At 69.1% G+C, this 22,483-nt stretch carries 18 protein-coding genes; 13 read left to right on the top strand and 5 right to left on the bottom strand.

Translation table 11 applies throughout. The features are described 5' to 3' along the window. Window positions 1-15 precede the first annotated feature (15 nt). Window positions 16-216, top strand: coding sequence for a SlyX family protein (locus CK951_RS19660; RefSeq protein ID WP_096787892.1), 201 nt, complete (start codon window positions 16-18; stop codon window positions 214-216). 44 nt (window positions 217-260) lie between these two features. After that, complete coding sequence (locus CK951_RS19655; protein WP_096787891.1) at window positions 261-1,313, top strand: AbrB family transcriptional regulator; 1,053 nt, start codon at window positions 261-263, stop codon at window positions 1,311-1,313. On the opposite strand, the gene dnaE is transcribed toward CK951_RS19655, so the two are convergent. Further along, window positions 1,314-4,808 carry a DNA polymerase III subunit alpha gene (gene dnaE / locus CK951_RS19650; protein ID WP_096787890.1) on the bottom strand — a complete coding sequence of 1,165 codons (3,495 nt, stop codon included), beginning with the start codon at window positions 4,806-4,808 and terminating at the stop codon, window positions 1,314-1,316. 181 nt (window positions 4,809-4,989) lie between these two features. Here dnaE and xdhA point away from each other — a divergent pair, with 181 nt between their 5' ends. The 11 genes from xdhA to CK951_RS19595 all read left to right on the top strand — a co-directional run bounded on the left by xdhA (window position 4,990) and on the right by CK951_RS19595 (window position 17,746). Then, window positions 4,990-6,354 (top strand): xanthine dehydrogenase small subunit, encoded by a 1,365-nt coding sequence (gene xdhA / locus CK951_RS19645; protein ID WP_096787889.1) that lies wholly within the window; start codon window positions 4,990-4,992, stop codon window positions 6,352-6,354. Then, complete coding sequence (gene xdhB, locus CK951_RS19640) at window positions 6,351-8,768, top strand: xanthine dehydrogenase molybdopterin binding subunit (protein ID WP_096787888.1); 2,418 nt, start codon at window positions 6,351-6,353, stop codon at window positions 8,766-8,768. The genes xdhA and xdhB overlap by 4 nt, the downstream gene beginning before the upstream one ends. Continuing rightward, a complete protein-coding gene (gene xdhC / locus CK951_RS19635; RefSeq protein WP_096787887.1) occupies window positions 8,761-9,702 on the top strand; it encodes a xanthine dehydrogenase accessory protein XdhC in 942 nt (313 codons plus the stop codon). The genes xdhB and xdhC overlap by 8 nt, the downstream gene beginning before the upstream one ends. Further along, on the top strand, window positions 9,699-11,219 hold the full coding sequence (locus CK951_RS19630; RefSeq protein WP_096787886.1) for an ABC transporter ATP-binding protein: 1,521 nt from the start codon (window positions 9,699-9,701) through the stop codon (window positions 11,217-11,219). The genes xdhC and CK951_RS19630 overlap by 4 nt, the downstream gene beginning before the upstream one ends. Further along, a complete protein-coding gene (locus CK951_RS19625; RefSeq protein WP_096787885.1) occupies window positions 11,206-12,288 on the top strand; it encodes an ABC transporter permease in 1,083 nt (360 codons plus the stop codon). Before CK951_RS19630 ends, CK951_RS19625 begins: the two co-directional genes overlap by 14 nt. Next, window positions 12,288-13,217: an ABC transporter permease gene (locus tag CK951_RS19620; RefSeq protein ID WP_096787884.1), complete on the top strand. Its 930-nt coding sequence runs from the start codon at window positions 12,288-12,290 to the stop codon at window positions 13,215-13,217. Before CK951_RS19625 ends, CK951_RS19620 begins: the two co-directional genes overlap by 1 nt. Before the next feature lie 50 nt (window positions 13,218-13,267). Continuing rightward, the gene (locus CK951_RS19615; protein ID WP_096787883.1) at window positions 13,268-14,359 is read left to right on the top strand and encodes a BMP family ABC transporter substrate-binding protein; all 1,092 of its coding nucleotides are present in this window, start codon (window positions 13,268-13,270) and stop codon (window positions 14,357-14,359) included. Between the two features lie 420 nt (window positions 14,360-14,779). Further along, complete coding sequence (locus tag CK951_RS19610) at window positions 14,780-15,850, top strand: FAD-binding oxidoreductase (RefSeq protein ID WP_096787882.1); 1,071 nt, start codon at window positions 14,780-14,782, stop codon at window positions 15,848-15,850. After that, window positions 15,847-16,482 (top strand): DUF938 domain-containing protein, encoded by a 636-nt coding sequence (locus CK951_RS19605; protein ID WP_096787881.1) that lies wholly within the window; start codon window positions 15,847-15,849, stop codon window positions 16,480-16,482. Before CK951_RS19610 ends, CK951_RS19605 begins: the two co-directional genes overlap by 4 nt. Window positions 16,483-16,552: 70 nt before the next feature. Beyond that, window positions 16,553-16,888: a carboxymuconolactone decarboxylase family protein gene (locus CK951_RS19600; RefSeq protein WP_096787880.1), complete on the top strand. Its 336-nt coding sequence runs from the start codon at window positions 16,553-16,555 to the stop codon at window positions 16,886-16,888. A gap of 66 nt (window positions 16,889-16,954) precedes the next feature. Further along, on the top strand, window positions 16,955-17,746 hold the full coding sequence (locus tag CK951_RS19595) for a GH25 family lysozyme (RefSeq protein ID WP_096787879.1): 792 nt from the start codon (window positions 16,955-16,957) through the stop codon (window positions 17,744-17,746). A gap of 46 nt (window positions 17,747-17,792) precedes the next feature. Here the strand turns inward: CK951_RS19595 and CK951_RS19590 are convergent, their stop codons facing one another. From CK951_RS19590 to CK951_RS19575, 4 genes are all read right to left on the bottom strand, one after another. Next, entirely contained in the window at window positions 17,793-20,288 is a 2,496-nt protein-coding gene (locus tag CK951_RS19590; protein ID WP_096787878.1) for an FAD-dependent oxidoreductase, read from the bottom strand. Between the two features lie 146 nt (window positions 20,289-20,434). Next, window positions 20,435-21,217, bottom strand: coding sequence for a metal ABC transporter permease (locus CK951_RS19585; protein WP_096787974.1), 783 nt, complete (start codon window positions 21,215-21,217; stop codon window positions 20,435-20,437). Beyond that, complete coding sequence (locus CK951_RS19580) at window positions 21,210-21,956, bottom strand: metal ABC transporter ATP-binding protein (RefSeq protein WP_096787877.1); 747 nt, start codon at window positions 21,954-21,956, stop codon at window positions 21,210-21,212. The genes CK951_RS19585 and CK951_RS19580 overlap by 8 nt, the downstream gene beginning before the upstream one ends. Then, a complete protein-coding gene (locus CK951_RS19575) occupies window positions 21,953-22,435 on the bottom strand; it encodes a Fur family transcriptional regulator (RefSeq protein ID WP_232520756.1) in 483 nt (160 codons plus the stop codon). Before CK951_RS19575 ends, CK951_RS19580 begins: the two co-directional genes overlap by 4 nt. Window positions 22,436-22,483 lie beyond the last annotated feature (48 nt).

The raw sequence follows: 22,483 nt of genomic DNA, 5'->3' as shown, positions 1-22,483 counted from the left end.
CCAGAGGAGGAACGGATGGAAACGCGCATGGAAGCGGCCGAGGTGCAGATCGCGCACCTGACCCGCGTCGTCGAGGACCTGTCCGATGTGGTCGCGCGGCAGGCGACCGAGATCGCCCTGCTCACCCGCCGGGTCGAGTTGCTGATGGAGCGCGAGGCCGAGCGGGAAGCCGATGCCGTCGCACTGATCGCGGACCAGCCGCCGCCGCATTACTGACGGCGGCCTTGCCTTTCGCGGCAAGGGGTGCTGATTTGCCGCGGATGCGCCTGTCCTTCGATCCGCTCGCCCTGATCCTGACCTTCACGCTCGGCGCGGCTGGCGGCATGGTGGCGCGCGCGCTGGGGCTGCCTCTGCCGCTTCTGATGGGATCGCTCTGCGCGGTCGGCGCGGCGGCGGCGCTGCGGGTCAGGCTCTTCGGTCGCGCCGTGGCGGTGCCGCAGAAGCTGCGGATCGTCTTCCTGCCGGTCATCGGCGTCGCCATCGGCGGCGCCTTCACGGCCGAGGTCGTCCGCGAGGCTCCGCGCTGGTGGCCGAGCCTGCTCGCGCTCTGCCTCTTCATTCCGCTGGCCCACGTCATCGGCTACCAGATCTTCCGACGGGTCGGAGGTCTTCCGAAGCCGACGGCCTGGTTCGGCGCGACACCGGGAGGGCTGATCGAATCGGTCGCCCTGGGCGAGGAGGCGGGCGCGGATGCGCAGATGCTGGTGCTGCTCCAGTTCCTCCGCCTGATCCTGACCATCGTGCTGGTGCCAGCCGGCTTCACACTGCTCACGGGCCACGCTGTCGGCAGCGCCGCGGGAACGGCGGTGGCCGGGCTTCCGCTCGGGTGGACGGACTTGCTGGTGCTGGCGGTTGCGGCCCTTGCGGGCGTCTGGCTGGGCGGCCTCCTGCGGCTGCCGGCCTTCGCGATGACCGGGCCGGTCGCGCTGTCGGCCCTTGCCCATCTTGCAGGGCTGACGCGGGGAGTGCCGCCGGACTGGCTGATCGGGTTGACCCAGATCGGGATCGGCAGCGTCCTGGGAGCCCGCTTCGCCGGCCTGCCGCGTGGGGCGCTGCCGCTGGCGGGCCGGCTCGCCGCGATGAACGTGACGGCGGCGCTCGCGCTCGCCTTCGCCTTCGCGCTGCCGGTGGCGGCGCTTTCGGGGCAGCCGGTGGCCGCGGTCTTCCTAGCCTTCGCGCCGGGCGGACTGGCCGAGATGAGCCTGATCGCCCTCTCGCTCCAGATGAGCATCGTCTACGTGACCGCCCATCACGTCGCCCGGATCGTGCTGAGCGTCACGGTGGCGCGGCTGGTCTTGTGGCGGATCGGCTGATCATATCTCCTCGATCATCACCACGCCCTGCACGGCCTTGAGCGCGCCCTTCACCTGCGGGCTGACCGGGTAGTCCTGCGGCAGGGCGATGTCGATCTCCTGCCCGCTGGCGGGGTCGGCCACGCAGATCGTGACCTGTCCCTTCGCCCGTCCCTGCACCCGCGCCAGCAGCGCCGCGACCGAGGCCGCGGCCTCCGCCCGGTCGAGATGGATGCGCAGGCTGGCCGCGCCTGCATCCGCCGCCACCGCGTCGATGGGCGAGACGCCGCGCGCCAGAAGCTTCAGCGTGTCGCCCTCGAGCGTCGCCTCGACGGTCAGCACGACATGCCCGCCCGGCTCGAGCAGGTCGCGTGCCTGCTCCAGCACGTCCGAGAACACCGTGCATTCATAGAGGCCCGTCGGATCGGAGAGCTGGACGAAGGCGAAGCGGTTGCCCTTGGCCGACTTCTTCTCCTGCCGCGACGAGACAGCTCCGGCAATCTTGGCCACCATCGGCCCGCGTTGCGCGGCTTCGGCCAGTGCTGCGACGGTGGTCACGTTCTTCCGCTTCAGCGGCCCCATGTAATCGTCGAGCGGATGGCCCGAGAGGTAGAAGCCGATCGCCTGATGCTCCTGCCCCAGACGCTCCACTGGAAGCCAGTCGTCAACAGGCGGCAAAGGAGGAAGTCTCACAGTCTTTGTGCTCACGCCCCCCAAGAGGTCTGCAAGGGCACCTTCTCTCGGTCGGTGCACTTCGATGCTGAAGGAAACGAGAGACTCCAAAGCCTCGAAAACTTGCCGGCGGTTCCTATTGAGACAGTCGAAGGCACCCGCTCGTGCAAGCATCTCCAGCGGGCGCTTGCCAACGCGGGATAGATCCACACGCTCCGCAAAGTCGAATAGCGTCGCGAAGGGACGGGTGCCCCGCGCCGCGACGATCAGCTCCATCGCCTCGACGCCCACGTTCTTCAGCGCGCCCAAGGCATAGACCACCGCCCCGTCCCGCACCGTGAAGGTGGCGAGCGAGGCATTCACGCAAGGAGCCACCGTCTTCAGGCCAAGCTTGTCCACCTCGCGCTTGTAGACCGCAAGCTTGTCGGTCAGGTGGATATCGCAGTTCATCACCGCGGCCATGAACTCGACCGGGTGGTTCGCCTTCAGCCAGGCCGTCTGGTAACTGACCACGGCATAGGCCGCGGCGTGGGACTTGTTGAAGCCGTAGTTCGCGAATTTCTCAAGCAGGTCGAATACTTCGCCGGCTTTCTTCGCGTCGATGCCGTGGGTCTTCTTGGCACCTTCGATGAACTTCGGCCGCTCCTTCGCCATCTCCTCAGCGATCTTCTTGCCCATCGCGCGGCGCAAGAGGTCCGCGCCGCCGAGCGTATAGCCCGCCATGACCTGCGCGATCTGCATCACCTGTTCCTGATAGACGATGATGCCCTGCGTCTCGGCGAGGATCGGGTCGATGGTAGGGTGCAGGCTTTCGAGATCCCGAACCCCGTGCTTCACCTCGCAATAGACCGGGATGTTCTCCATCGGCCCCGGGCGATAGAGCGCCACCAGCGCGACGATATCCTCGATGCAGGTGGGCTTCATCCGCCGGAGCGCGTCCATCATCCCCGAGCTTTCGACCTGGAACACCGCGACGGTCTTGGCCTGCGCGTAAAGCTCGTAGGTCGCGGGATCGTCCAGCGGGATGTGGCCGATGTCGTTCTCGGCCCCCGGCGGCGGCTGGTAGAGCACCCGCCCGTCCGCGGCCTGATGCAGCGGACGCCCGCCGCCGCGGATCAGGTCGATGGCATTCTGGATCACCGTCAGCGTCTTCAGGCCGAGGAAGTCGAACTTCACGAGCCCCGCCGCCTCGACCCACTTCATGTTGAACTGGGTGGCCGGCATGTCCGACCGCGGATCCTGATAGAGCGGCACCAGTTCGTCGAGCGGCCGGTCGCCGATCACGACGCCCGCGGCATGGGTCGAGGCATTGCGCAGCAGCCCCTCGATCTGCATTCCGTAGTCGAGGAGGCGCTTGACCACCTCTTCGGCCTTGGCGGCCTCGCGCAGGCGCGGCTCGTCCGCCAGCGCCTTCTGGATCGAGACCGGCTTCACCCCCTCCACCGGGATCATCTTCGAGAGGCGATCCACCTGCCCGTAGGGCATCTGCAGCACGCGCCCTACGTCGCGCACCGCGGCCTTGGACAGAAGCGCGCCGAAGGTGATGATCTGGCCCACCTTGTCGCGCCCGTACTTGCCCTGGACGTAGCGGATGACCTCCTCGCGCCGGTCCATGCAGAAGTCGATGTCGAAGTCCGGCATCGACACCCGCTCGGGGTTCAGAAACCGCTCGAAGAGAAGCTGGTAACGCAATGGATCGAGATCGGTAATCGTCAGAGCGTAAGCCACGAGCGAGCCCGCGCCCGACCCCCGTCCCGGTCCCACCGGGATGCCGTTGGCCTTCCCCCACTTGATGAAGTCGGCCACGATCAGGAAGTAACCGGGAAAGCCCATCTGCTCGATGATGCCGAGTTCGAAGGCAAGGCGCGCCTCGTAGTCCTCGACCGGCGCCGCGTGCGGGATCACGGCGAGGCGGGCGGCCAGCCCTTCCTTGGCCTGACGGCGCAGTTCCTCGACCTCGTCATCGGCGAAGCGCGGCAGGATCGGGGGGCGCTTGGCCGCCTTGAACGCGCAGCGCCGGGCGATCTCCACCGTCGACTCCAGCGCCTCGGGCAGGTCGGCGAAGAGCGCGCACATCTCGGCTTCGGACTTGAAGTAGTGCTGCGGCGTCAGCCGCCGGCGGGGAGCGCTCTGGTCGACATAGGCGCCCTCGGCGATGCAGATCAGCGCGTCGTGGGCCTCGAACATCTCGGCCTTGGGGAAGTAGACGTCGTTCGTCGCGACCAGCGGCAGGTCCAGCGCATAGGCCAGTTCGACATGCCCCGGCTCGGTGGCCCGCTCGGCCTCGGTCAGCCGGCCACCTTCGCCGGGATGGCGCTGCAACTCGACATAGAGCCGGCCCGGATAGATTTCGGCCAGCCGCCGCAGCAGCGCCTCGGCCTTCGGCCGCTGGCCGGCCTGAAGGAAGCGTCCCACCGGACCCTCGGGGCCGCCGGTCAGGCAGATCAGGCCATCCGAATGCCGCTGCAACTCGTCCAGCGTCACCTGCGGCAGCGCACCCTCCTTGCCGACATAGAGGCAGGTCGAGAGCTTCATCAGGTTGCCATAGCCCGCCTCGTCCTGCGCCAGCAGCACCATCGGCGCGGGCGCCCGGGGCCGTTCCCCCAGCGCCGCAGTTTCGAAGGCGACGGCGATCTGGCAGCCGACGATCGGCTGGATGCCCGCCCCGCTGGCCAGCACCGAGAATTCCAGCGCCGCGAACATGGCGTTGGTGTCGGTCACGGCCACCGCAGGCATCCCGGCCGCGGTGCATAGCCCGATGAGCTTCTTCACCGGGACCGCGCCTTCCAGCAGCGAATATTCGGTATGGACGCGGAGATGGATGAATCGGGGCGCATTCGACATGGCGGAAGCCTACAGGGGCTGCGCCCGACGGGAAAGGCAGAGCCGTCCCGTCACGTCCCCCTTGCCATGGCATGCCGCGGCAGGCTTTCATGGGGTGATCCCTCGCAGCCCCGCTTTACGCCGCATCGGGCGGGCCTGCACCGGCATCGGCCGGCACTCACAGAAGGCGGCAGGTTTTCACATGACGGAGATCGCGTTCATCCTGAACGGAACGCCCCTCAGCGTCTCGGCCGAACCCACGCGCACCTTGCTTGACTGGCTGCGCGAGGATCGGGGTCTCTTCGGCACCAAGGAGGGTTGCAACGAGGGCGACTGCGGTGCCTGCACGGTCATCGTGACGGACGAGACCGGCCCCCGGGCACTGAACGCCTGCCTGCTGTTCCTGCCGCAGCTTCACGGCAAGGCGGTGCGCACCGTCGAGGGGCTGGCGGGGCCCGACGGCGCGCTGCACCCGGTCCAGCAGGCGCTGGTGGACCACCACGGCTCGCAATGCGGCTTCTGCACGCCGGGCATCGCGGCCTCGCTGGCCGCGGCCCATGCCGTGGGGCGGACCGACCACGACGAGGTGCTGGCCGGCAATCTCTGCCGCTGCACCGGCTATGCGCCGATCATCCGCGCCGCGCAGGCCGCGGAAGGCGCGCCGGTCCCGGACTGGCTGGCGCCCCCCCTGCCGGAGGCGCAGGCCGCAAGCGACGGGGTCCGACCCCGCAGCGCGGACGAGCTCGCGACGCTCTATGCAGCCCATCCCGAAGCGACCCTGATCGCGGGGGCGACCGATGTCGGCCTCTGGGTGACGAAGGAATTGCGCGACCTGCCGATGCCGGTCTTCCTTGCCGGCGTCGAGGATCTCCGCCGGATCGAGGCGGACGGCGACCGCCTGCGCATCGGCGCCTGCGTCACCATCGCGGAGCTTCACGAGGCAATGAAGACCCGCGTTCCCGGCTTCGCCGAGCTTCTTCGACGATTTGCCAGCGTGCAGATCCGCAATGCCGCGACAGTGGGCGGCAACATCGCCAACGGCTCGCCCATCGGCGACACGCCGCCCGCCCTGATCGCCATGGGTGCCACGCTGCACCTGCGCCGCGGCGGCGAGCGGCGCGAGATGCCGCTGGAGTCGTTCTTCCTCGACTACCGCAGGCAGGACCGCCGGCCGGGAGAATTCGTCGAGGCCGTGACGATCCCCGCCGCGGCGCCCGCGCTTCGCTGCTACAAGCTGTCGAAGCGGTTCGATCAGGACATCTCGGCCGTCTGCGGCTGCTTCAATGTCACCGTCCAAGATGGGAGCGTCACAGCCGCCCGCATCGTCTTCGGCGGGATGGCGGGCATCCCGAAACGCGCCGTTGCCGTCGAGGCCGCACTTCTGGGCCAGCCGTGGAAGCTTCCGGCCCTCGAGGCGGCCCGCGCCGCCTTCGCCGCCGATTTCGCCCCGCTCAGCGACATGCGCGCCTCGGCCACCTACCGGCTCGAGGCGGCCGCGAACCTCCTCATCCGCTATTTCCACGATCTGGCGGGGGAACGCGTCTCGGTGCTCGAGGTGCATGCATGAGCCTCGGCAAGCCCCTGCCGCACGACGCGGCGCCACTGCACGTGACGGGCGCCGCTCGCTATGTCGACGACATCCCGACACCGCGCGGGACGCTGCATGCAGCCTTCGGCCTTTCGCCGGTGGCCCATGGCGAGATCCGGTCGCTCGACCTTTCCGCCGTGCGGTCGGCGCCGGGCGTGGTGGCGGTGATTGGTCCGCAGGACCTCGACCCGATGCCCGACTGCTCGCCCTCGATCCACGACGAGCCGATGCTGGCGCAGGACCACGTGCACTATGCCGGCCAGCCGATGTTTCTGGTCGTGGCCGACAGCCACCTCGCCGCACGCCGGGCCGCCCGTCTTTCCCGGCCCGAGATCCGGCCGCTTCCGGCCATCCTGACGGTGGACGAGGCGCTGGCGGCCGACAGCCGTTTCGAGGGCGGCGCGGTCGTCTGGGAAAAGGGCGATGCCGCCCAGGCGATCGCCGGCGCGCCGCATGTCGTCGAGGGGGCGATGGAGGTCGGAGGGCAGGAGCATTTCTACCTCGAGGGTCAGGTGGCGCTGGCGCTGGCGCAGGAGGGCGGCGACATGCACGTGCACTCCTCGACCCAGCATCCCACCGAGGTGCAGCACAAGGTCGCCCATGCGCTCGGCCTGCCGATGAGTTCGGTGCGCGTCGAGGTGCGCCGGATGGGCGGCGGCTTCGGCGGCAAGGAAAGCCAGGCCAACGCGCTTGCCATCGCCTGCGCGGTCGCGGCGCGGGCCACCGGGCGGCCCTGCAAGATGCGCTATGACCGTGATGACGACATGGTCATCACCGGCAAGCGTCACGACCTGCGCATCCAGTATCGGGCGGGCTTCGATGCCTCGGGCAGGCTCATGGGGGTGGAGTTCCGGCACCTCATCCGCTGCGGCTGGTCGCAGGACCTTTCGCTGCCGGTGGCGGACCGGGCCATGCTGCATGTGGACAACGCCTATCACCTGCCGGCGGTGCGGATCGAAAGCCACCGGCTGCGCACCCACACACAGAGCGCGACCGCCTTCCGCGGCTTCGGCGGCCCGCAGGGCATGGTGGGGATCGAGCGGGTGCTGGACCACGTGGCCTTCGCCCTCGGCCGCGATCCGCTGGAGGTTCGGCGGGCGAATTTCTATGCCCCCTCGAAGACTGCCCCCGCCCTGCCCGCCGAGGTGCCGGAGGATCCGGGCCTGCTTCGGCCGCTCGAGGCTGACGAGGTGGACCTGACGTCGCGCGGGGCCGAGCCCATGCAACGCGCCGCGCCGCCACCACCGCCCGCGGATGTGCAGACCACGCCCTATCACATGCCGGTCGAGGACTTCATCGGGCACGAGATCGTGGCGGCGCTGTCAGAACGCGCTGACTATGTGCGGCGCCGGGCGGAGATCGCCGCATGGAACCGGACAAGCCCGATCCTGAAGCGCGGCATCGCGCTGACGCCGGTGAAGTTCGGCATCTCCTTCACGCTCACCTGGCTCAATCAGGCCGGGGCGCTGGTCCATGTCTATCAGGACGGGTCGGTCCACCTGAACCATGGCGGGACCGAGATGGGCCAGGGCCTGTTCCAGAAGGTCGCGCAGGTGGCGGCGGCGGAACTGGGCTTGCCGGTCGAGGCGGTGAAGATCACCCCGACCGATACCGGCAAGGTGCCGAACACCTCGGCCACGGCGGCATCCTCCGGGTCGGACCTGAACGGGATGGCGGTGCGGGCCGCCTGCGCGACGCTGCGCGAGCGTATGGCCGCGATGGTGGCCGAGCGGCATCAGGCGCGGCCCCACGAGGTGAACTTCGACGGGGGCCGGGTCCGCGTGGCAGGGGCCGACTATCCCTTTGCCGAGGTCGCCGCGATGGCCTATCAGGCGCGCGTCTCGCTGTCGGCCACCGGCTACTACCGCACCCCCGGCATCGTCTGGGACCGGCTGAAGGGCCGCGGCCGTCCGTTCTTCTACTTCGCCTATGGCGCGGCGGTGTCCGAGGTCGTCATCGACACCCTGACCGGCGAGAACCGCATCCTGCGCGCGGACATCCTGCACGACACCGGCGCGAGCCTGAATCCGGCGCTCGACATCGGCCAGATCGAGGGCGGTTTCGTGCAGGGCGCGGGCTGGCTGACGATGGAGGAACTGGTCTGGGACGACGCAGGCCGCCTGCGCACCCACGCCCCCTCGACCTACAAGATCCCCGCCTGTTCCGACCGGCCCGAGGTCTTCAACGTCGCGCTCTGGAACCGGCCCAACCCGGCCGAGACGGTGGCACGGTCGAAGGCGGTGGGCGAGCCGCCCTTCATGCTGGGGATCTCGGTCCTGATGGCGCTGTCGGATGCGGTGGCCGCCTGCGGCGACGGCTCGGTCTATCCCGCGCTCGACGCTCCGGCCACGCCGGAGCGGGTGCTGATGGCGGTGAGGCGGCAGCGTGGCTGAGGGCTTCGACCTCGACCGTCTGTGCGCCGCGGTCGCCACGCATGGCCGGGTAGCGCGTGTCGTGGTGGCCTCTTGCGACGGCTCCGCCCCGCGCGAGGTCGGGGCGTCGATGCTGGTCTGGGCAGCGGGATCGTCCGGCACGATCGGCGGCGGCGCGCTGGAGTGGGAAGCGGCGGGTCGGGCGCGCGCCCTGCTCGGTGGTGGCGGGCAGCGGCTGGACCGGGTGCCGCTCGGCCCCGGTCTCGGCCAGTGCTGCGGCGGGGCGGTGACGCTGCTGACCGAGGTCTGGGACGCGGCAGCCCTGACCCGCTTGAGCGGCCCCGTCATTTCGCGAAGCGTGGATGGCAGCCCGATGCCGCTGGCCGTGAAGCGCCTTCTTGCAAAGGCCCGGGCCGAAGGGATGCGGCCCGGGCCGCAGCTTCTGCAGGGCTGGATGGTCGAGCCGGTGGCGGAGGTGCGGCGACAGGTCTGGATCTGGGGCGCCGGTCATGTCGGACGCGCCCTCGTGGGCGTTCTGGCGCCGCTGCCCGGTCTGGGGATCACATGGGTGGATGTCGCGCGCGACCGCTTTCCCGAGGTCCTGCCAGAGGCTGTCCTGCCGATCTGGACCGCACATCCCGAGGCGCTGGTGGACCATGCCCCGCAGACGGCCGAGCATCTGGTGCTGACCTTCTCTCACGCTCTGGATCTCGAACTCTGCCACCGTCTGCTCGGCCATGGCTTCGCGCGGCTCAAGCTGATCGGATCGGCGACCAAGGCCGCCCGCTTCCGCCGCCGGCTGCGCGCGCTTGGCCATTCCGACAGTCAGATCGGCCGCATGGTGTGCCCCATTGGCGACAAATCCCTCGGCAAGCATCCGCAGGCGATTGCCTTGGGCGTCGCGGTGGAGTTGCTGAGGGAAAACCGGGCGGCAGGGGCGGAGATCGCGTCATGACGGAGCTTTTGCGGGTCGAGGGGGTGACGAAGGCCTATCCCGGCGTCGTGGCCAATTCAGACGTCTCCTTCGCCATCCGCGAGGGCGAGGTCCACGCGCTTCTGGGCGAGAACGGCGCCGGCAAGTCCACGCTGGTCAAGATGATCTACGGCCTCGTGCGGCCCGACCACGGCCGGATGTGGATTCGCGGCGCGGACTATGCCCCGAAGGAGCCGCGCGAGGCCCGCGCCGCGGGCGTCGGCATGGTGTTCCAGCACTTCAGCCTGTTCGAGGCGCTGTCGGTGGCCGAGAACGTGGCGCTCGGCATGGAGCATCCGCCGCGGCTTGGCGATCTTGCCGCGCGCATCCGGCAGGTGTCCGAGGATTACGGCCTGCCGCTCGACCCCTCGCGCCGGGTGGGAGATCTCAGCGCCGGAGAGCGGCAGAGGGTCGAGATCATCCGCTGCCTGCTGCAGGACCCGAAACTTCTCATCATGGACGAGCCGACCTCCGTCCTGACCCCGCAGGAGGTCGAGATCCTGTTCCAGACCCTGCGGCAACTCGCGGCCGAGGGAACGGCGATCCTCTACATCAGCCACAAGCTCGAGGAGATCCGCGCGCTCTGCGACGAGGCGACGATCCTGCGCCGCGGCAAGGTGGTCGCCACCTGCACCCCGCGCGAGCGCTCGGCCCGCGAGATGGCCGAGCTGATGGTGGGATCGGTCCTGACCCCGCCCGAGCGGCACGCGACGCCCAAGGGCGAGGTGGCGCTGGAGGTGGCGGGGCTCTCGGTCGCCTCGCCCATTCCCTTCGGAACGTCGCTGAAGGACATCAGCTTCAAGGTCCGCCGCGGCGAGGTGCTGGGCATCGCGGGCGTGGCGGGCAACGGTCAGGACGAGCTGCTGATCGCGCTGTCGGGCGAACTCCGCTCGCCGCGCGATGCGGTACTGCTCGCGGGACAGCCGGTCGGCGATCTGGGGCCGAACGAACGGCGCGAGCGGGGCCTTGTCGCGGCGCCCGAGGAACGGCTGGGCCATGCCGCCGCGCCGGACATGAGCCTTGTCGAGAACGCGCTTCTGTCGGGCATGGTGCGCAAGAAACTGACCAGCAAGGGTTTCATCGACTGGGCGGGTGCCCGCGTCTTCGCCGAGGGAATCGTCAAGGCTTTCGACGTGCGCACCCCCGGCACCTGGGTCGCGGCGCGGGCGCTCTCGGGCGGCAACCTGCAGAAGTTCGTGGTGGGCCGCGAACTCTCGCAGGAGCCGGTGGTGATCGTGATCAACCAGCCGACATGGGGCGTCGATGCCTCGGCCGCGGCGGCAATCCGGCAGGCGATCCTCGACTGCGCTGCGGCGGGGGCGGCAGTGGTCGCGATCAGCCAGGATCTTGACGAGCTTCTGGAAATCGCCGACCGCTTCGCCGCGCTGAACGAGGGGCGGCTGAGCCCGCCCCGCCCCACGCAGGGCCTGACCATCGACGAGATCGGGCTGATGATGGGCGGCGCGCATGGAATGGAGGTCGCCCATGCTCACACTTGAGAAGCGCCCGAACCCCTCGCGCTTCTGGAATTGGGCGACGCCGGTGCTGGCGGTGGTGCTGACCATGCTGGCGGGCGGGCTGATGTTCGCGATCCTCGGCAAGAATCCGGTCGAGGCGATCCGCACCATCTTCTGGGACCCGCTGTTCGGCGAGTTCGCGTGGTACTTCCGCGGGCAGTTGCTGGTGAAGGCCGGCCCGCTGATCCTGATCGCGGTGGGGCTGAGCCTCGGCTTCCGCGCCGGGATCTGGAACATCGGCGCCGAAGGCCAATACATGATGGGCGCGGTCTTTGGCGCAGCCGCGGGGCTGGCGCTCTATCCGGCCGACAGCCGGCTGATCTTTCCGCTGATGGTGGCGGCGGGCGCCTTCGGCGGCTGGCTCTGGGCGATGATCCCGGCGATCCTGAGGACGCGCTTCCGCACCAACGAGATCCTCGTCTCGCTGCTTCTGGTCTATGTCGCGCAGTCGATCCTGTCGAGCATGGCGCTCGGGCCGCTGCGGAACCCCGATGGCGGCGGCTTCCCCGGCTCGCGGAACCTGTCGCAGTGGCCCTCATCCGCCAACCCTGAATTGATCCCGGGCACCGGGATGCACTGGGGCGTGGTGGCGGCGATCCTCGCGGTGATCGCGGCGCATGTGCTGCTGCAGCGCCACATCCTGGGCTTCCAGATCCGGCTGGCCGGGCAGGCGCCACGCGCGGCGCGCTTCGCGGGCGTCTCGCCCAACCGGCTGGTGCTGATGTGCATGGGCATCTCGGGGGCGCTGGCGGGACTGGCGGGGCTGTTCGAGGTCACGGGGCCGGCGGGGCAGATCTCCATCGACTTCGCCCAGGGGTATGGCTTCACCGCGATCATCGTGGCCTTCCTCGGCCGGCTGACCCCGATCGGCATCCTGCTGGCGGGCCTCCTGATGGCGCTGACCTATGTCGGCGGCGACAATGCCTCGACGAACCTCGGGCTGCCGGCGGCCTCGATCCAGGCCTTCCAGGGGATGCTGCTGTTCTTCCTGCTCGCCGTGGACCTGCTGTCGAACTACCGCATCCGCCTTGGCCGGAAGGAGGCCGCCTGATGGACTGGGGAGGCATCAATCCCGCCGTGCTCGTGGCCTCGCTGATGACCGCCTCGGTGCCGATCATCTTCGCCGCCATCGGCGAGCTGGTGGTCGAGAAGTCCGGCGTGCTGAACCTGGGCGTCGAGGGGATGATGATCATCGGCGCGATCTGCGGCTTTGCCGTGGCGGTCGAGACCGGAAGCCCGACCCTGGGCTTCGTCGGCGGCGCGGCGGGCGGGGCCGCGCTCAGCCTGATCTTCGCGCTGCTGACGCAGGTCCTGATGGCGAACCAGGTGGCCACCGGTCTTGCGCTGACCCTGTTCGGGCTGGGGCTGTCCAGCCTGATCGGACAGGGCTACGTCGGCGTGAAGCCGCCCCCGACCGGCCGGCTGGACCTCGGCCCGCTGTCGGACATGCCGGGGCTGGGGACCATCCTCTTCCGGCACGACGTCATGGTCTATCTGTCGGTCGCGGCCGTGGCCGTCGTCTGGGCGGTGCTGCGCTACACGCGGAGCGGCCTCGTGCTGCGCGCAGTGGGCGAGAATCACGACGCGGCCCATGCGCTCGGCTATCATGTCGTCCGCATCCGCGTGCTTGCCATCCTGTTCGGCGGCGCCATGGCGGGGCTTGGCGGGGCCTATCTCAGCCTGATCCGGGTGCCGCAATGGACGGACGGGATCACCGCGGGCGCAGGCTGGATCGCGCTCGCCATCGTGGTCTTCGCCAGCTGGAGACCCTGGCCCGTCCTGCTGGGTGCCTATCTTTTCGGCGGCATCACCGTCCTCCAGTTGAACCTGCAAGCTGCCGGTTCACGCATTCCGGTGCAATACTTGTCCATGTCGCCCTATCTGATAACGATCCTCGTGCTGGTCATCATGTCCGCGGACCGACGCCGGACCGCGGCGGCGCCCGCCTCGCTGGGCAAGACCTTCCACGCCTCGCGCTGAGGCACGCATATCCGGCCGGAACCTCCGGCAAGAACAGGGAGCAAGGACTCATGGATCGCAGAACGCTTCTCGCCGGCGCCGCCTCTGGCCTCGCGCTGTCGCTGGCGGGTCGCGCCGCGCTGGCGCAGGCCAAGGACAAGGTGAAGGTCGGCTTCGTCTATGTCGGCCCGATCGGCGACGGCGGGTGGACCTTCCAGCACAACGAAGGCCGCCTTGCGGTCGAGAAGGAATTCGGCGACCGGGTCGAGACCGTCTATCAGGAAAGCGTCCCCGAAGGCTCGGACGCCGAACGGGTGCTGACGCAGATGGCCCTGGGCGGCTGCGACATCATCTTCACCACCTCGTTCGGCTACATGGACGCGACCAACAACGTCGCCGCCAAGTTCCCGAACGTGAAGTTCGAGCATTGCACCGGCTTCAAGCGCGAGCATCCGAACGTCTCGACCTACAACGCCCGCTTCTACGAGGGCCGCGCCGTCTGCGGCACCATCGCCGGCATGATGACCAAGTCGAACAAGATCGGCTACATCGGCTCGTATCCGATCCCCGAGGTGGTCATGGGGATCAACGCCGCCTACATCCACGCGAAGAAGGTGAACCCCGACGTCACGATCTCGGTGGTCTGGGCCTATACCTGGTTCGATCCGGCCAAGGAGGCGGATGCCGCCAAGGCGCTGATCGAGCAGGGCGTGGACGTGATCCTGGCCCACACCGATTCGACCGCGCCGCTGGCCGAGGCCGCGAAGACGCCGGGCGTGATCGGCTTCGGGCAGGCCTCGGACATGGCAGCCTATGCGCCGTCGCCGCGGGTGTCGTCGATCATCGACAACTGGGCGCCCTACTACGTCAAGCGCGTGGGCATGCTGCTCGATGGCACGTGGCAAAGCACCGATGCCTGGGAAGGCATCGCCGGCGGCGAGGTCAAGATCGGCGAGATCACCGAGGCGGTTCCCGCCGAGGTTAAGGCAAAGGCCATGGAGGTGCATGACGCCATTGCCGCGGGAACCTACCATCCCTTCACCGGGCCGCTGAACAAGCAGGACGGCTCGGCCTGGCTTGCCGAGGGGCAGACGGCGCCCGATTCTGATCTTCTCGGAATGAATTTCTACGTCGAGGGCATCCAGGGCGAGATCCCGAAGTAAGGGATCGCCGCCTGACAGGTGCGGGCCCGGACCCATGGTCCGGGCCCTTCTTTTTGACGTGAAACTTCCGTCAAAACGAACAGGAATGGCATCCGGACGTATTCGCGACCGATACGGAATGTGGTAGCTTCATCTTAGCGGTCCTGTGGAGACTTTTCAGAAAGACATTGTTGAAACCTTCCCCCGATGCCCGTGCGCCACTTTCGCGGCATTTATTGAAACCAGATCCCTTTTCAGCACGACCCTCAGGACCGCGCCTACGTCGATACCCCTTCCCGATGCGTCCTCCTTGACCCCGGCCTCTGGCCGGGGTCCTTTTATGTGCCGCCAACGGTGCCGGAACGTCCTGTCCGGCCGGGGCGCCCCCTCCCGTCACACGGACCCTTGCCATTCCCTCTCCGCCGGGCCAGCCTGCGCCGCATGGTTCACGACTTTCTCATCATCGGCGGCGGCATAGCCGGCATCTCGGCGGCGGCCCGCCTCTCCGAACTCGGCTCCGTCCTTCTTCTCGAGGCCGAGGACTCGCTGGCCCACCATGCCTCGAGCAGGTCGGCCGCGCTTTACGAGCCGCGCTACGGGCTGGCGCCCGTGGTGGAGCTGTCGCTCGCCTCGGCCGAGTTCTACCACGGCGCCGAGGGCATCCTGTCGCCCCGGGGCATGATGGTGGTCGCCCGCGCCGACGATGCCGCGCAGTTCGAGGCCGAGGCGGAGGCGATGCAGCTCGACCGGCTGACCCCGGAAGAGGCCAGGGAGATCGTGCCCGTGCTGGCCGAGGACGTGACGCTTGCGGCCCATGCGGATCACGCCTGGGACATCGACACCGACCTCCTGCTCCAGCGCTTCGGGCGCGAGGCCCGGCAGCGCGGCGCCACCTTTCGCACCCGGGCGCCCGTCACTGCCATCGTCCGCGAAGGCGGCTTCTGGTCCGTCACCGCGGGCGAACGCCACCGCGCCCGCGTGATCGTGAACGCCGCCGGCGCCTGGGTGGACCGGGTGGCCGAGATGGCCGGCGTGAGGCCGATCGGCTTCACGCCCTACCGCCGCTCGGTGGCCCGTATCCCCGCGCCGGAGGGCCGGGACGTCTCGCGCTGGCCGATGATCTTCGGCACCGGCGAAGGCTGGTATGCCAAGCCCGATGCCGGCGCGCTCATCGTCTCGCCGGCGGAAGAGCACCCGATGGAGCCGCATGACGCCTGGGCCGACGACATGGTGCTGGCCGAGGGGCTGGCACGCTACGAGGAGATGGTGACGACGCCGGTGACCCGGCTGATCGCCTCGTGGGCGGGGCTGCGCACCTTTGCACCGGACCGGGTGCTGGTGATCGGCCGGGATCCTGCCGAGCCGTCGTTCTTCTGGCTGGCAGGCCAGGGGGGCTATGGCTTCCAGACCTGCCCGGCCGCCAGCCGTCTTGCGGCCGACCTGCTGGGCGAGCGCCCGCCCGAGGTGCCGCCCGCGCTGGTCTCGGCCCTCGCGCCGGCCCGCTTCGGATGAGCCTGCGGCTGCCCGATTCGGACGCCCCGGAAAGCCCGGACGGCCGTCGCCACGCCCCCTCGGCGGAGCGGAACGCCGAGGCGATCCTTGCCGTGCTGCAGGCAGAGGCGCCCAAGGGACGGCTGCTCGAGATCGCCTCGGGCACGGGCCAGCATGCCGCCCGCTTCGCCCGGGCGCTGCCCGCCCTCGACTGGCAGCCAAGCGACCTCGACCCGGGGAACCTGCGCTCGATCGCTGCGTGGCGTGCGCATGCCGCCGCGCCGAACCTTCGCGCGCCGATCGTCCTCGATGCGGCCCGTCCGGGCTGGTCGGCGGACCATCGGGCCGACGCGATCCTGATCGTCAACCTGCTGCACCTGATCCCCGAGCCCGCCGCGGCCACGGTTCTCGCGGAAGCGGCGGCAGCACTTCTGCCCGGCGGCAGGCTGCTCCTCTACGGCCCGTTCCTGCGCGACGGCCGCGCCACCAGCGAGGGCGACGCGGCCTTCGACGCGAGCCTTCGGGCGCAGGACCCGGACGTGGGCTACAAGGACAGCCGCTGGGTCGAGGAGCGCCTGGCCGCGGCGGGCCTCGTTTCCCGCTGGACCTCGATGCCGGCGAACAATCTGATGCTGGTCGCCCGCCGCACTTGAGATGGATCAAGGCCCCCGCCCCGCCGGCCGTGCGACCTCCTGCCCGAACATATTCATATGAGGGCATGTGATGGACTGGAAAGACAAGAACGCCAACATCCGCGACCAGCTCAAGACGCTGCGCCAGCTGATCCCGGAGGCCACCAAGGGCTTCGGGGTCCTGTCGAAGGCCGTGAAGGACGGCGGCGTCCTGGACTACAAGACCAAGGAGTTCGTCGCCCTCGGCATGGCGGTGGCGGTGCGCTGCGAGGAATGCATTGGCCTCCATGTCGAGGCGCTGCACCAGGCCGGCGCCACGCGCGAGGAACTGGGCGACGTCCTGGCCATGGCGATCCAGATGGGCGGCGGACCCTCGCTCATGTATGCCGCCAAGGCGTTGAGGGCGTGGGACGACATCACGGCCTGAGGGGTGACAGGGACCCGGATCTCGGCCAAAGTCGGGCGACCTTCGCCCGACCTTCCCCGGAGAACCATGACCCGTCGCCTTCTCGCCCTCGGCCTTGCCGCCCTTCTGCTGTCCTGCGGCCGGCCCGACGTTACTGCCGAACTTCCCTCCGGCCAGACCGTCACCATCTCTCAGCCCACCTTCGGCGATGCCAAGCCGCACCCGTGGAACGGGCGCGCGCCCTCCTCCTACCAGGTGCACGGCATCGACGTCTCGCGCTTCCAGGGGCCGATCGACTGGCGCACCGCCGCCGATGCCGGCGTCTCCTTCGCCTTCATCAAGGCAACCGAAGGCGGCGACCGGGTGGATGCCGCCTTCCACGACAACTGGCGTGCCGCCGGACGCGCCGGGGTGCCGCGCGGCGCCTATCACTTCTTCTACTTCTGCCGCCCGGCGGCAGAGCAGGCGGAGTGGTTCATCCGCAACGTGCCGAACTCGCCGCGCGCCCTGCCCCCGGTGCTCGACATGGAATGGAACCCGTTCTCGCCGACCTGCACCTTCCGGCCCGAGCCCGGGGTGGTGCGCGCGGAAGCGCAGGTCTTCCTCGAGGCGGTGACACGGCACTACGGCAAGCGGCCGATCATCTACACCACGGTGGACTTCTTCGAGCGGAACCAGATGTGGCTGCTCAACGGCTACGAGTTCTGGCTGCGCTCGGTCGCGGCCCATCCGCACGAGCGCTATGACGGCCACCCATGGACGTTCTGGCAGTATACCGGCACCGGCATCGTTCCCGGCATCGGCAAGGTTACGGACATCAACGTGTTCAACGGGGACGCGACCGACTGGGCCGGCTGGCTCGCCCGGAACCTCAGATGAGAAAGGGGCGGGAAGATCCCGCCCCTCAGGTCTTCGCCGGACGGGATCAGCCGTCCTGGCGAATGCGGGCGTTGGTCGGGTCGAAGGGTGAATCCTCCGCCACCACCGCCTCGTAGGTTTCGCGGAACATCCGGACCTGCAGCTTCGTGCCGACCTCGGCCAGGTCGGGGCGCACATAGCCCATGCCGATCTGCTTGCCGAAGGCCACCGACCAGCCGCCCGAGGTCAGGCGCCCGACCTTCTCGCCGTTCAGCAGAAGTGCCTCCTTGCCCCAGGGATCGGCATCGGCCGGCCCGTCGATCAGCAGCGTCACACATTTCGACCGGATCCCGGTCTCCAGCATCGCCTGCTTGCCCTGGAAGTCCTTCGAGAGATCGATGAAGCGGTCGAGACCCGCTTCCATCGGCGTGGCATCCCGGCCCAGTTCGTTGCCAAAGGCGCGATAGCTTTTCTCCTGCCGCAGCCAGTTCTGCGCCCGCGCGCCCACGAGCTTCAGCCCGTGCTTCTCGCCGGCCTTCAGCAGCAGGTCCCAGAGATAGGTCGACATCTCGATCGGGTGATGCAGTTCCCAGCCAAGCTCGCCCGTGTAGGCCACGCGCACCGCCCGCACCGGGCACATGCCCAGCTCGATGTTGCGCCAGCTGAGCCAGGGGAAGCGCTTGTTCGATAGCACCGTCTCGGGCTGCGCGTCCCTGACGATCTCGTTCAGGATCGCGCGCGAGTTCGGACCGGCCAGCGCGAAGACGCCCCACTGGGTCGTCACGTCGTGGATGTCGATCCAGCCGAAGTCGCCCATCCTGTCCTCGGCGCATTTCTTCAGCCAGTCGGCGTCATAGGCCGTCCAGGCGCCGGCCGAGACGAGGTAGTATTCGTTCTCGGCGATCCGCACGATGGTGTATTCGGTGCGGGTCGTGCCGGTGGGCGTCAGCGCATAGGTCAGGTTGATGCGCCCCACCGCGGGCAGCTTGTTGCAAGTGAACCAGTCGAGGAAGGCGGTCGCGCCCGGCCCGCGAACAAGATGCTTGGTGAAGGCGGTCGCGTCGATCAGGCCGGCGGTCGCGCGCAGCGCTTCCGCCTCGGCCTTGGCAAAGGGGTGCCACGCGCCGCGCCGGAAGCTGCGGGAGTTGTGGTCGAAGTCGGGCGCTGCGTCGAGCGGGCCGTAGTAGTTCGGCCGCTCCCAGCCGTTCACCTGCCCGAACTGCGCGCCAAGCGCCTTCTGCCGGTCATAGACCGGCGCGGTGCGCAGCGGCCGGCAGGCTTCGCGCTCCTCGTCGGGGTGGTGGAGGATGAAGACGTGCTCGTAGCACTCCTCGTTCTTCCGTGCCCCGTATTCGGTCGTCATCCACGAGCCGTAGCGCTTCGGGTCCAGCGAGGCCATGTCGATCTCGGCCTCGCCCTCGGTCATCATCTGCGCAAGGTAATAGCCGGTGCCGCCTGCCGCGGTGATGCCGAAGCTGAAACCTTCCGCCAGCCACATGTTGCGCAGGCCCGGCGCCGGACCGACCAGCGGGTTGCCGTCCGGCGTGTAGCAGATCGGGCCGTTGTAGTCGTCCTTGAGGCCCACCGTCTCGGACGAGGGCAGCCGGTGGATCATCGACATGTATTCCGCCTCGATCCGCTCCAGATCCAGCGGGAACAGGTCGGCGCGGAAGCTTTGCGGCACGTCATAGAGGAAGCGCGCCGGGGCGTTCCGCTCGTAGGGGCCGAGGATCCAGCCGCCGCGTTCTTCGCGGACATACCACTTGGCGTCGGCGTCACGCAGCACGGGGTGCTGGGGGTTGGTCTTGCGCCATTCCACCAGCGCCGGATCGGGCTCGGTCACGATATACTGGTGCTCGACCGGGATCGCCGGGATCTTGATGCCCAGAAGCCGCGCGGTGCGCTGCGCATGGTTGCCGGTCGCGGTCACCACATGCTCGGCATGGATCTCGAAGGTGTCCTCGGTCGGCACGAGGTTGCCGCCCACCTCGGCCATCCGGCAGCAGGAAACGATCCACTCGCTGCCGGTCCAGCGATAGCCGTTCACCTGGATCTTGCGCTCGATGGTGCAGCCCAACTGCCGCGCGCCCTTGGCCATCGCCTGCGTCACGTCGGCCGGGTTGATGTAGCCGTCCTGCGGGTGGAACAGCGCGCCCTTCAGGTCCTCGGTGCGGACCAGCGGCCAGCGATCCTTGATCTCCTTCGGGGACAGGAACTCGTGATAGACGCCTGCGGTCTCGGCGACCGACGAATAGAGCATGTACTCGTCCATCCGCGCGTCGGTCTGCGCCATGCGCAGGTTGCCCACGACGTAGAAGCCGGCGTTGAGGCCGGTTTCCGCCTCCAGCCCCTTGTAGAAATCCACCGAATACTTGTGGATGTGGGTCGTAGCATAGCTCATGTTGAACAGCGGCAGCAGGCCCGCCGCGTGCCAGGTCGAGCCCGAGGTCAGTTCGTCCCGCTCGACCAGCATCGTGTCCCAGCCGGCCTTGGCAAGGTGATAGGCGATCCCGTTCCCGACGGCGCCGCCGCCGACGACAAGGGCTTTCACATGGGTCTTCATCCGGGCACTCCGTGACGGGCATGGTCTGCCGCATCAATGACGCATCAGGGCGGTCCGGAACAGGTCAGCCCGACCTTTGGCGTCCGAAAACGACATGCGGCGAAGAAGCTGATGTTGCAGGCGCGACCGGCCCCCGCCCGGCCGCCTCAGGGGCGGCGCAGGACGGCCGAGGCCGCGAAGGCCAGCGCCGCCGCGGCCACGATCGAGGGCCCGGCCGGCGTGTCGAAGGTGAGCGACGCCCCGAGGCCGGCAAGGCTCGCGCCTGCGCCGATCAGCGCGGCGAGAATCGCCATGGGCTCGGGGTTGCGTGCCATGCCGCGCGCGGCCGCGGCCGGGATGATCAGCATGGCCGAGATCAGCAGCGCCCCAACCACCTTCAGCGCCACCGCCACCGTGACGGCCAGCGCCAGCGTCAGCACGAGCCGCTCGCGCGCCGGATCGAGGCCCGAGGCAGAGGCCAGATCCTCGTTGATCGTCGTCGTGAGCAGCGCCGACCAGCGCCACGCCAGCAGCGCCACGACCGCGGCCGCTCCGCCCCAGATGAAGGCCAGATCCGTGACCGAGACCGCGAGGATGTCGCCGAACAGCCAGGCCGACAGGTCGGTGCGGACCGCCGGCAGGAAGCTGACCGCCACGAGGCCGAAGGCAAGCGCCGAATGGGCGAAGACGCCCAGCGTCGTGTCCATCGCCCAGCCCCGGCCGGCAAGCCCTGCAACCGTCACCGCCATGGCGAGCGCCACCGCAAGCGTGCCGAGGCCGACCGGCAGGTCGGTGGCCAGCGCGAGCGCAACGCCGAGGATCGCGGCATGGGAGGTGGCGTCGCCGAAATAGGCCATGCGCCGCCAGACCACGAAGGCCCCCAGCGGACCCGCGGCCAGCGCCACGCCGATCCCGGCCAGTGCCGCCCGGACAAGGAAATCGTCAAGCATGATGATGCCCATGGTGAGGGAGCGAATCGTGAGTGTGGTCGTGGTCATGGTCGTGGCGATAGAGCGCCAGCGCCCCCTGCGTGCCGTGACCGAACAGCGCCCGATACTCCGGCGCGTTCGACACCACGCGCGGCGTCCCCTCGCAGCAGACATGGCGATTGAGGCAGATCACCCGGTCCGAGGCCGCCATGACCACGTGCAGGTCGTGGCTGACCATCAGGATCGCCGCCCCGGTGGCCGAGCGGACCTCCTCGATCAGGCGGTAGAAGGCGGCCTCGCCCGGCTGGTCGAGACCCTGCGTCGGCTCGTCGAGCATGAGGATCTCGGGCTCGGTCAGCAGCGCACGGGCCAGCATCACGCGCTGAAGCTGGCCCCCGGAGAGATTCGCCATCTGCCGCTCCGCCACCTCGGGGACGCCCACGCGCACAAGGGCGGCCGCCGTGGCCGCCGCCGTCTGGCGGACGGGCAGCGAGAGGAACCGGCGCACCGTGATCGGCATGCTGCGGTCGATCTGCAGCTTCTGCGGCACGTAGCCGATCCGCAGCCCGGGCTTGCGGCTCACCGCCCCGGAGGCAGGCGGCAGGATGCCCAGCAGCGCGCGCAGCAGCGTGCTCTTGCCCGAGCCGTTGGGTCCGACGATGGTGACGATCTCGCCCGGCTCGACGGAAAGGCTCACATCGGACAGGATCTCCTCGTGGCCCTGGCGGACGGCAAGGTGATGGGCGGCGATCAGCGTCATGCCGCCCCCCGGCAGGTCGGGCAGAGGCCCACGGCCTCGACGTTGCTGCGCTCGATGGCGAAGCCGAGTCGCGCGGCCGCGTCCTCCAGCGCCGCGCGCACCGGCTCGGCCGGGGCCTCGGCGACGATGGAGCAGCTGCGGCAGATCAGGAAGGCGGGCGCATGGGCCACCCCCGGATGCATGCAGGCGGTGAAGGCATTGAGCCGCCGGATCCGATGCGCGAACCCCTGCTCGACAAGGAAATCCAGGGCCCGATAGGCCACCGGGGGCTTGTTGCCGAAGCCCTCCTGCGCCAGCCGCTCCAGCACCTCATAGGCCCCAAGCGCACGATGCGCCTCCAAGAGGATCTCGAGCGTGCGCCGGCGCACCGGCGTCAGCCGCACGCCCGCCTCGGCCGAGGCGCGCTCGGCATGGGCAAGGATGTCACCCGCACAACGGCTGTGATCATGCGGCTCGAATGCGGCGCTGCCTCCGGTCATCGCATCTCCCATTGACGTGTTACGTTATAACGTCTTAATTCGACACCA

The organism is Rhodobacter sp. CZR27 (assembly GCF_002407205.1).
Taxonomy (GTDB): domain Bacteria; phylum Pseudomonadota; class Alphaproteobacteria; order Rhodobacterales; family Rhodobacteraceae; genus Cereibacter_A.
The sequence above is the reverse complement of the archived record's forward strand: the minus strand, read 5'-3'. Positions and strand labels throughout refer to the sequence as shown.

Bases quoted from the DNA above. Each gene is read 5' to 3' on its own strand.
- CK951_RS19660 (WP_096787892.1), top strand. From the start codon at position 16: ATGGAAACGCGCATGGAAGCGGCCGAGGTGCAGATCGCGCACCTGACC.
- CK951_RS19655 (WP_096787891.1), top strand. From the start codon at position 261: ATGCGCCTGTCCTTCGATCCGCTCGCCCTGATCCTGACCTTCACGCTC.
- dnaE (WP_096787890.1), bottom strand. From the start codon at position 4,808: ATGTCGAATGCGCCCCGATTCATCCATCTCCGCGTCCATACCGAATAT.
- xdhA (WP_096787889.1), top strand. From the start codon at position 4,990: ATGACGGAGATCGCGTTCATCCTGAACGGAACGCCCCTCAGCGTCTCG.
- xdhB (WP_096787888.1), top strand. From the start codon at position 6,351: ATGAGCCTCGGCAAGCCCCTGCCGCACGACGCGGCGCCACTGCACGTG.
- CK951_RS19630 (WP_096787886.1), top strand. From the start codon at position 9,699: ATGACGGAGCTTTTGCGGGTCGAGGGGGTGACGAAGGCCTATCCCGGC.
- CK951_RS19625 (WP_096787885.1), top strand. From the start codon at position 11,206: ATGCTCACACTTGAGAAGCGCCCGAACCCCTCGCGCTTCTGGAATTGG.
- CK951_RS19620 (WP_096787884.1), top strand. From the start codon at position 12,288: ATGGACTGGGGAGGCATCAATCCCGCCGTGCTCGTGGCCTCGCTGATG.
- CK951_RS19615 (WP_096787883.1), top strand. From the start codon at position 13,268: ATGGATCGCAGAACGCTTCTCGCCGGCGCCGCCTCTGGCCTCGCGCTG.
- CK951_RS19610 (WP_096787882.1), top strand. From the start codon at position 14,780: ATGGTTCACGACTTTCTCATCATCGGCGGCGGCATAGCCGGCATCTCG.
- CK951_RS19605 (WP_096787881.1), top strand. From the start codon at position 15,847: ATGAGCCTGCGGCTGCCCGATTCGGACGCCCCGGAAAGCCCGGACGGC.
- CK951_RS19600 (WP_096787880.1), top strand. From the start codon at position 16,553: ATGGACTGGAAAGACAAGAACGCCAACATCCGCGACCAGCTCAAGACG.
- CK951_RS19595 (WP_096787879.1), top strand. From the start codon at position 16,955: ATGACCCGTCGCCTTCTCGCCCTCGGCCTTGCCGCCCTTCTGCTGTCC.
- CK951_RS19590 (WP_096787878.1), bottom strand. From the start codon at position 20,288: ATGAAGACCCATGTGAAAGCCCTTGTCGTCGGCGGCGGCGCCGTCGGG.
- CK951_RS19585 (WP_096787974.1), bottom strand. From the start codon at position 21,217: ATGCTTGACGATTTCCTTGTCCGGGCGGCACTGGCCGGGATCGGCGTG.
- CK951_RS19580 (WP_096787877.1), bottom strand. From the start codon at position 21,956: ATGACGCTGATCGCCGCCCATCACCTTGCCGTCCGCCAGGGCCACGAG.
- CK951_RS19575 (WP_232520756.1), bottom strand. From the start codon at position 22,435: ATGACCGGAGGCAGCGCCGCATTCGAGCCGCATGATCACAGCCGTTGT.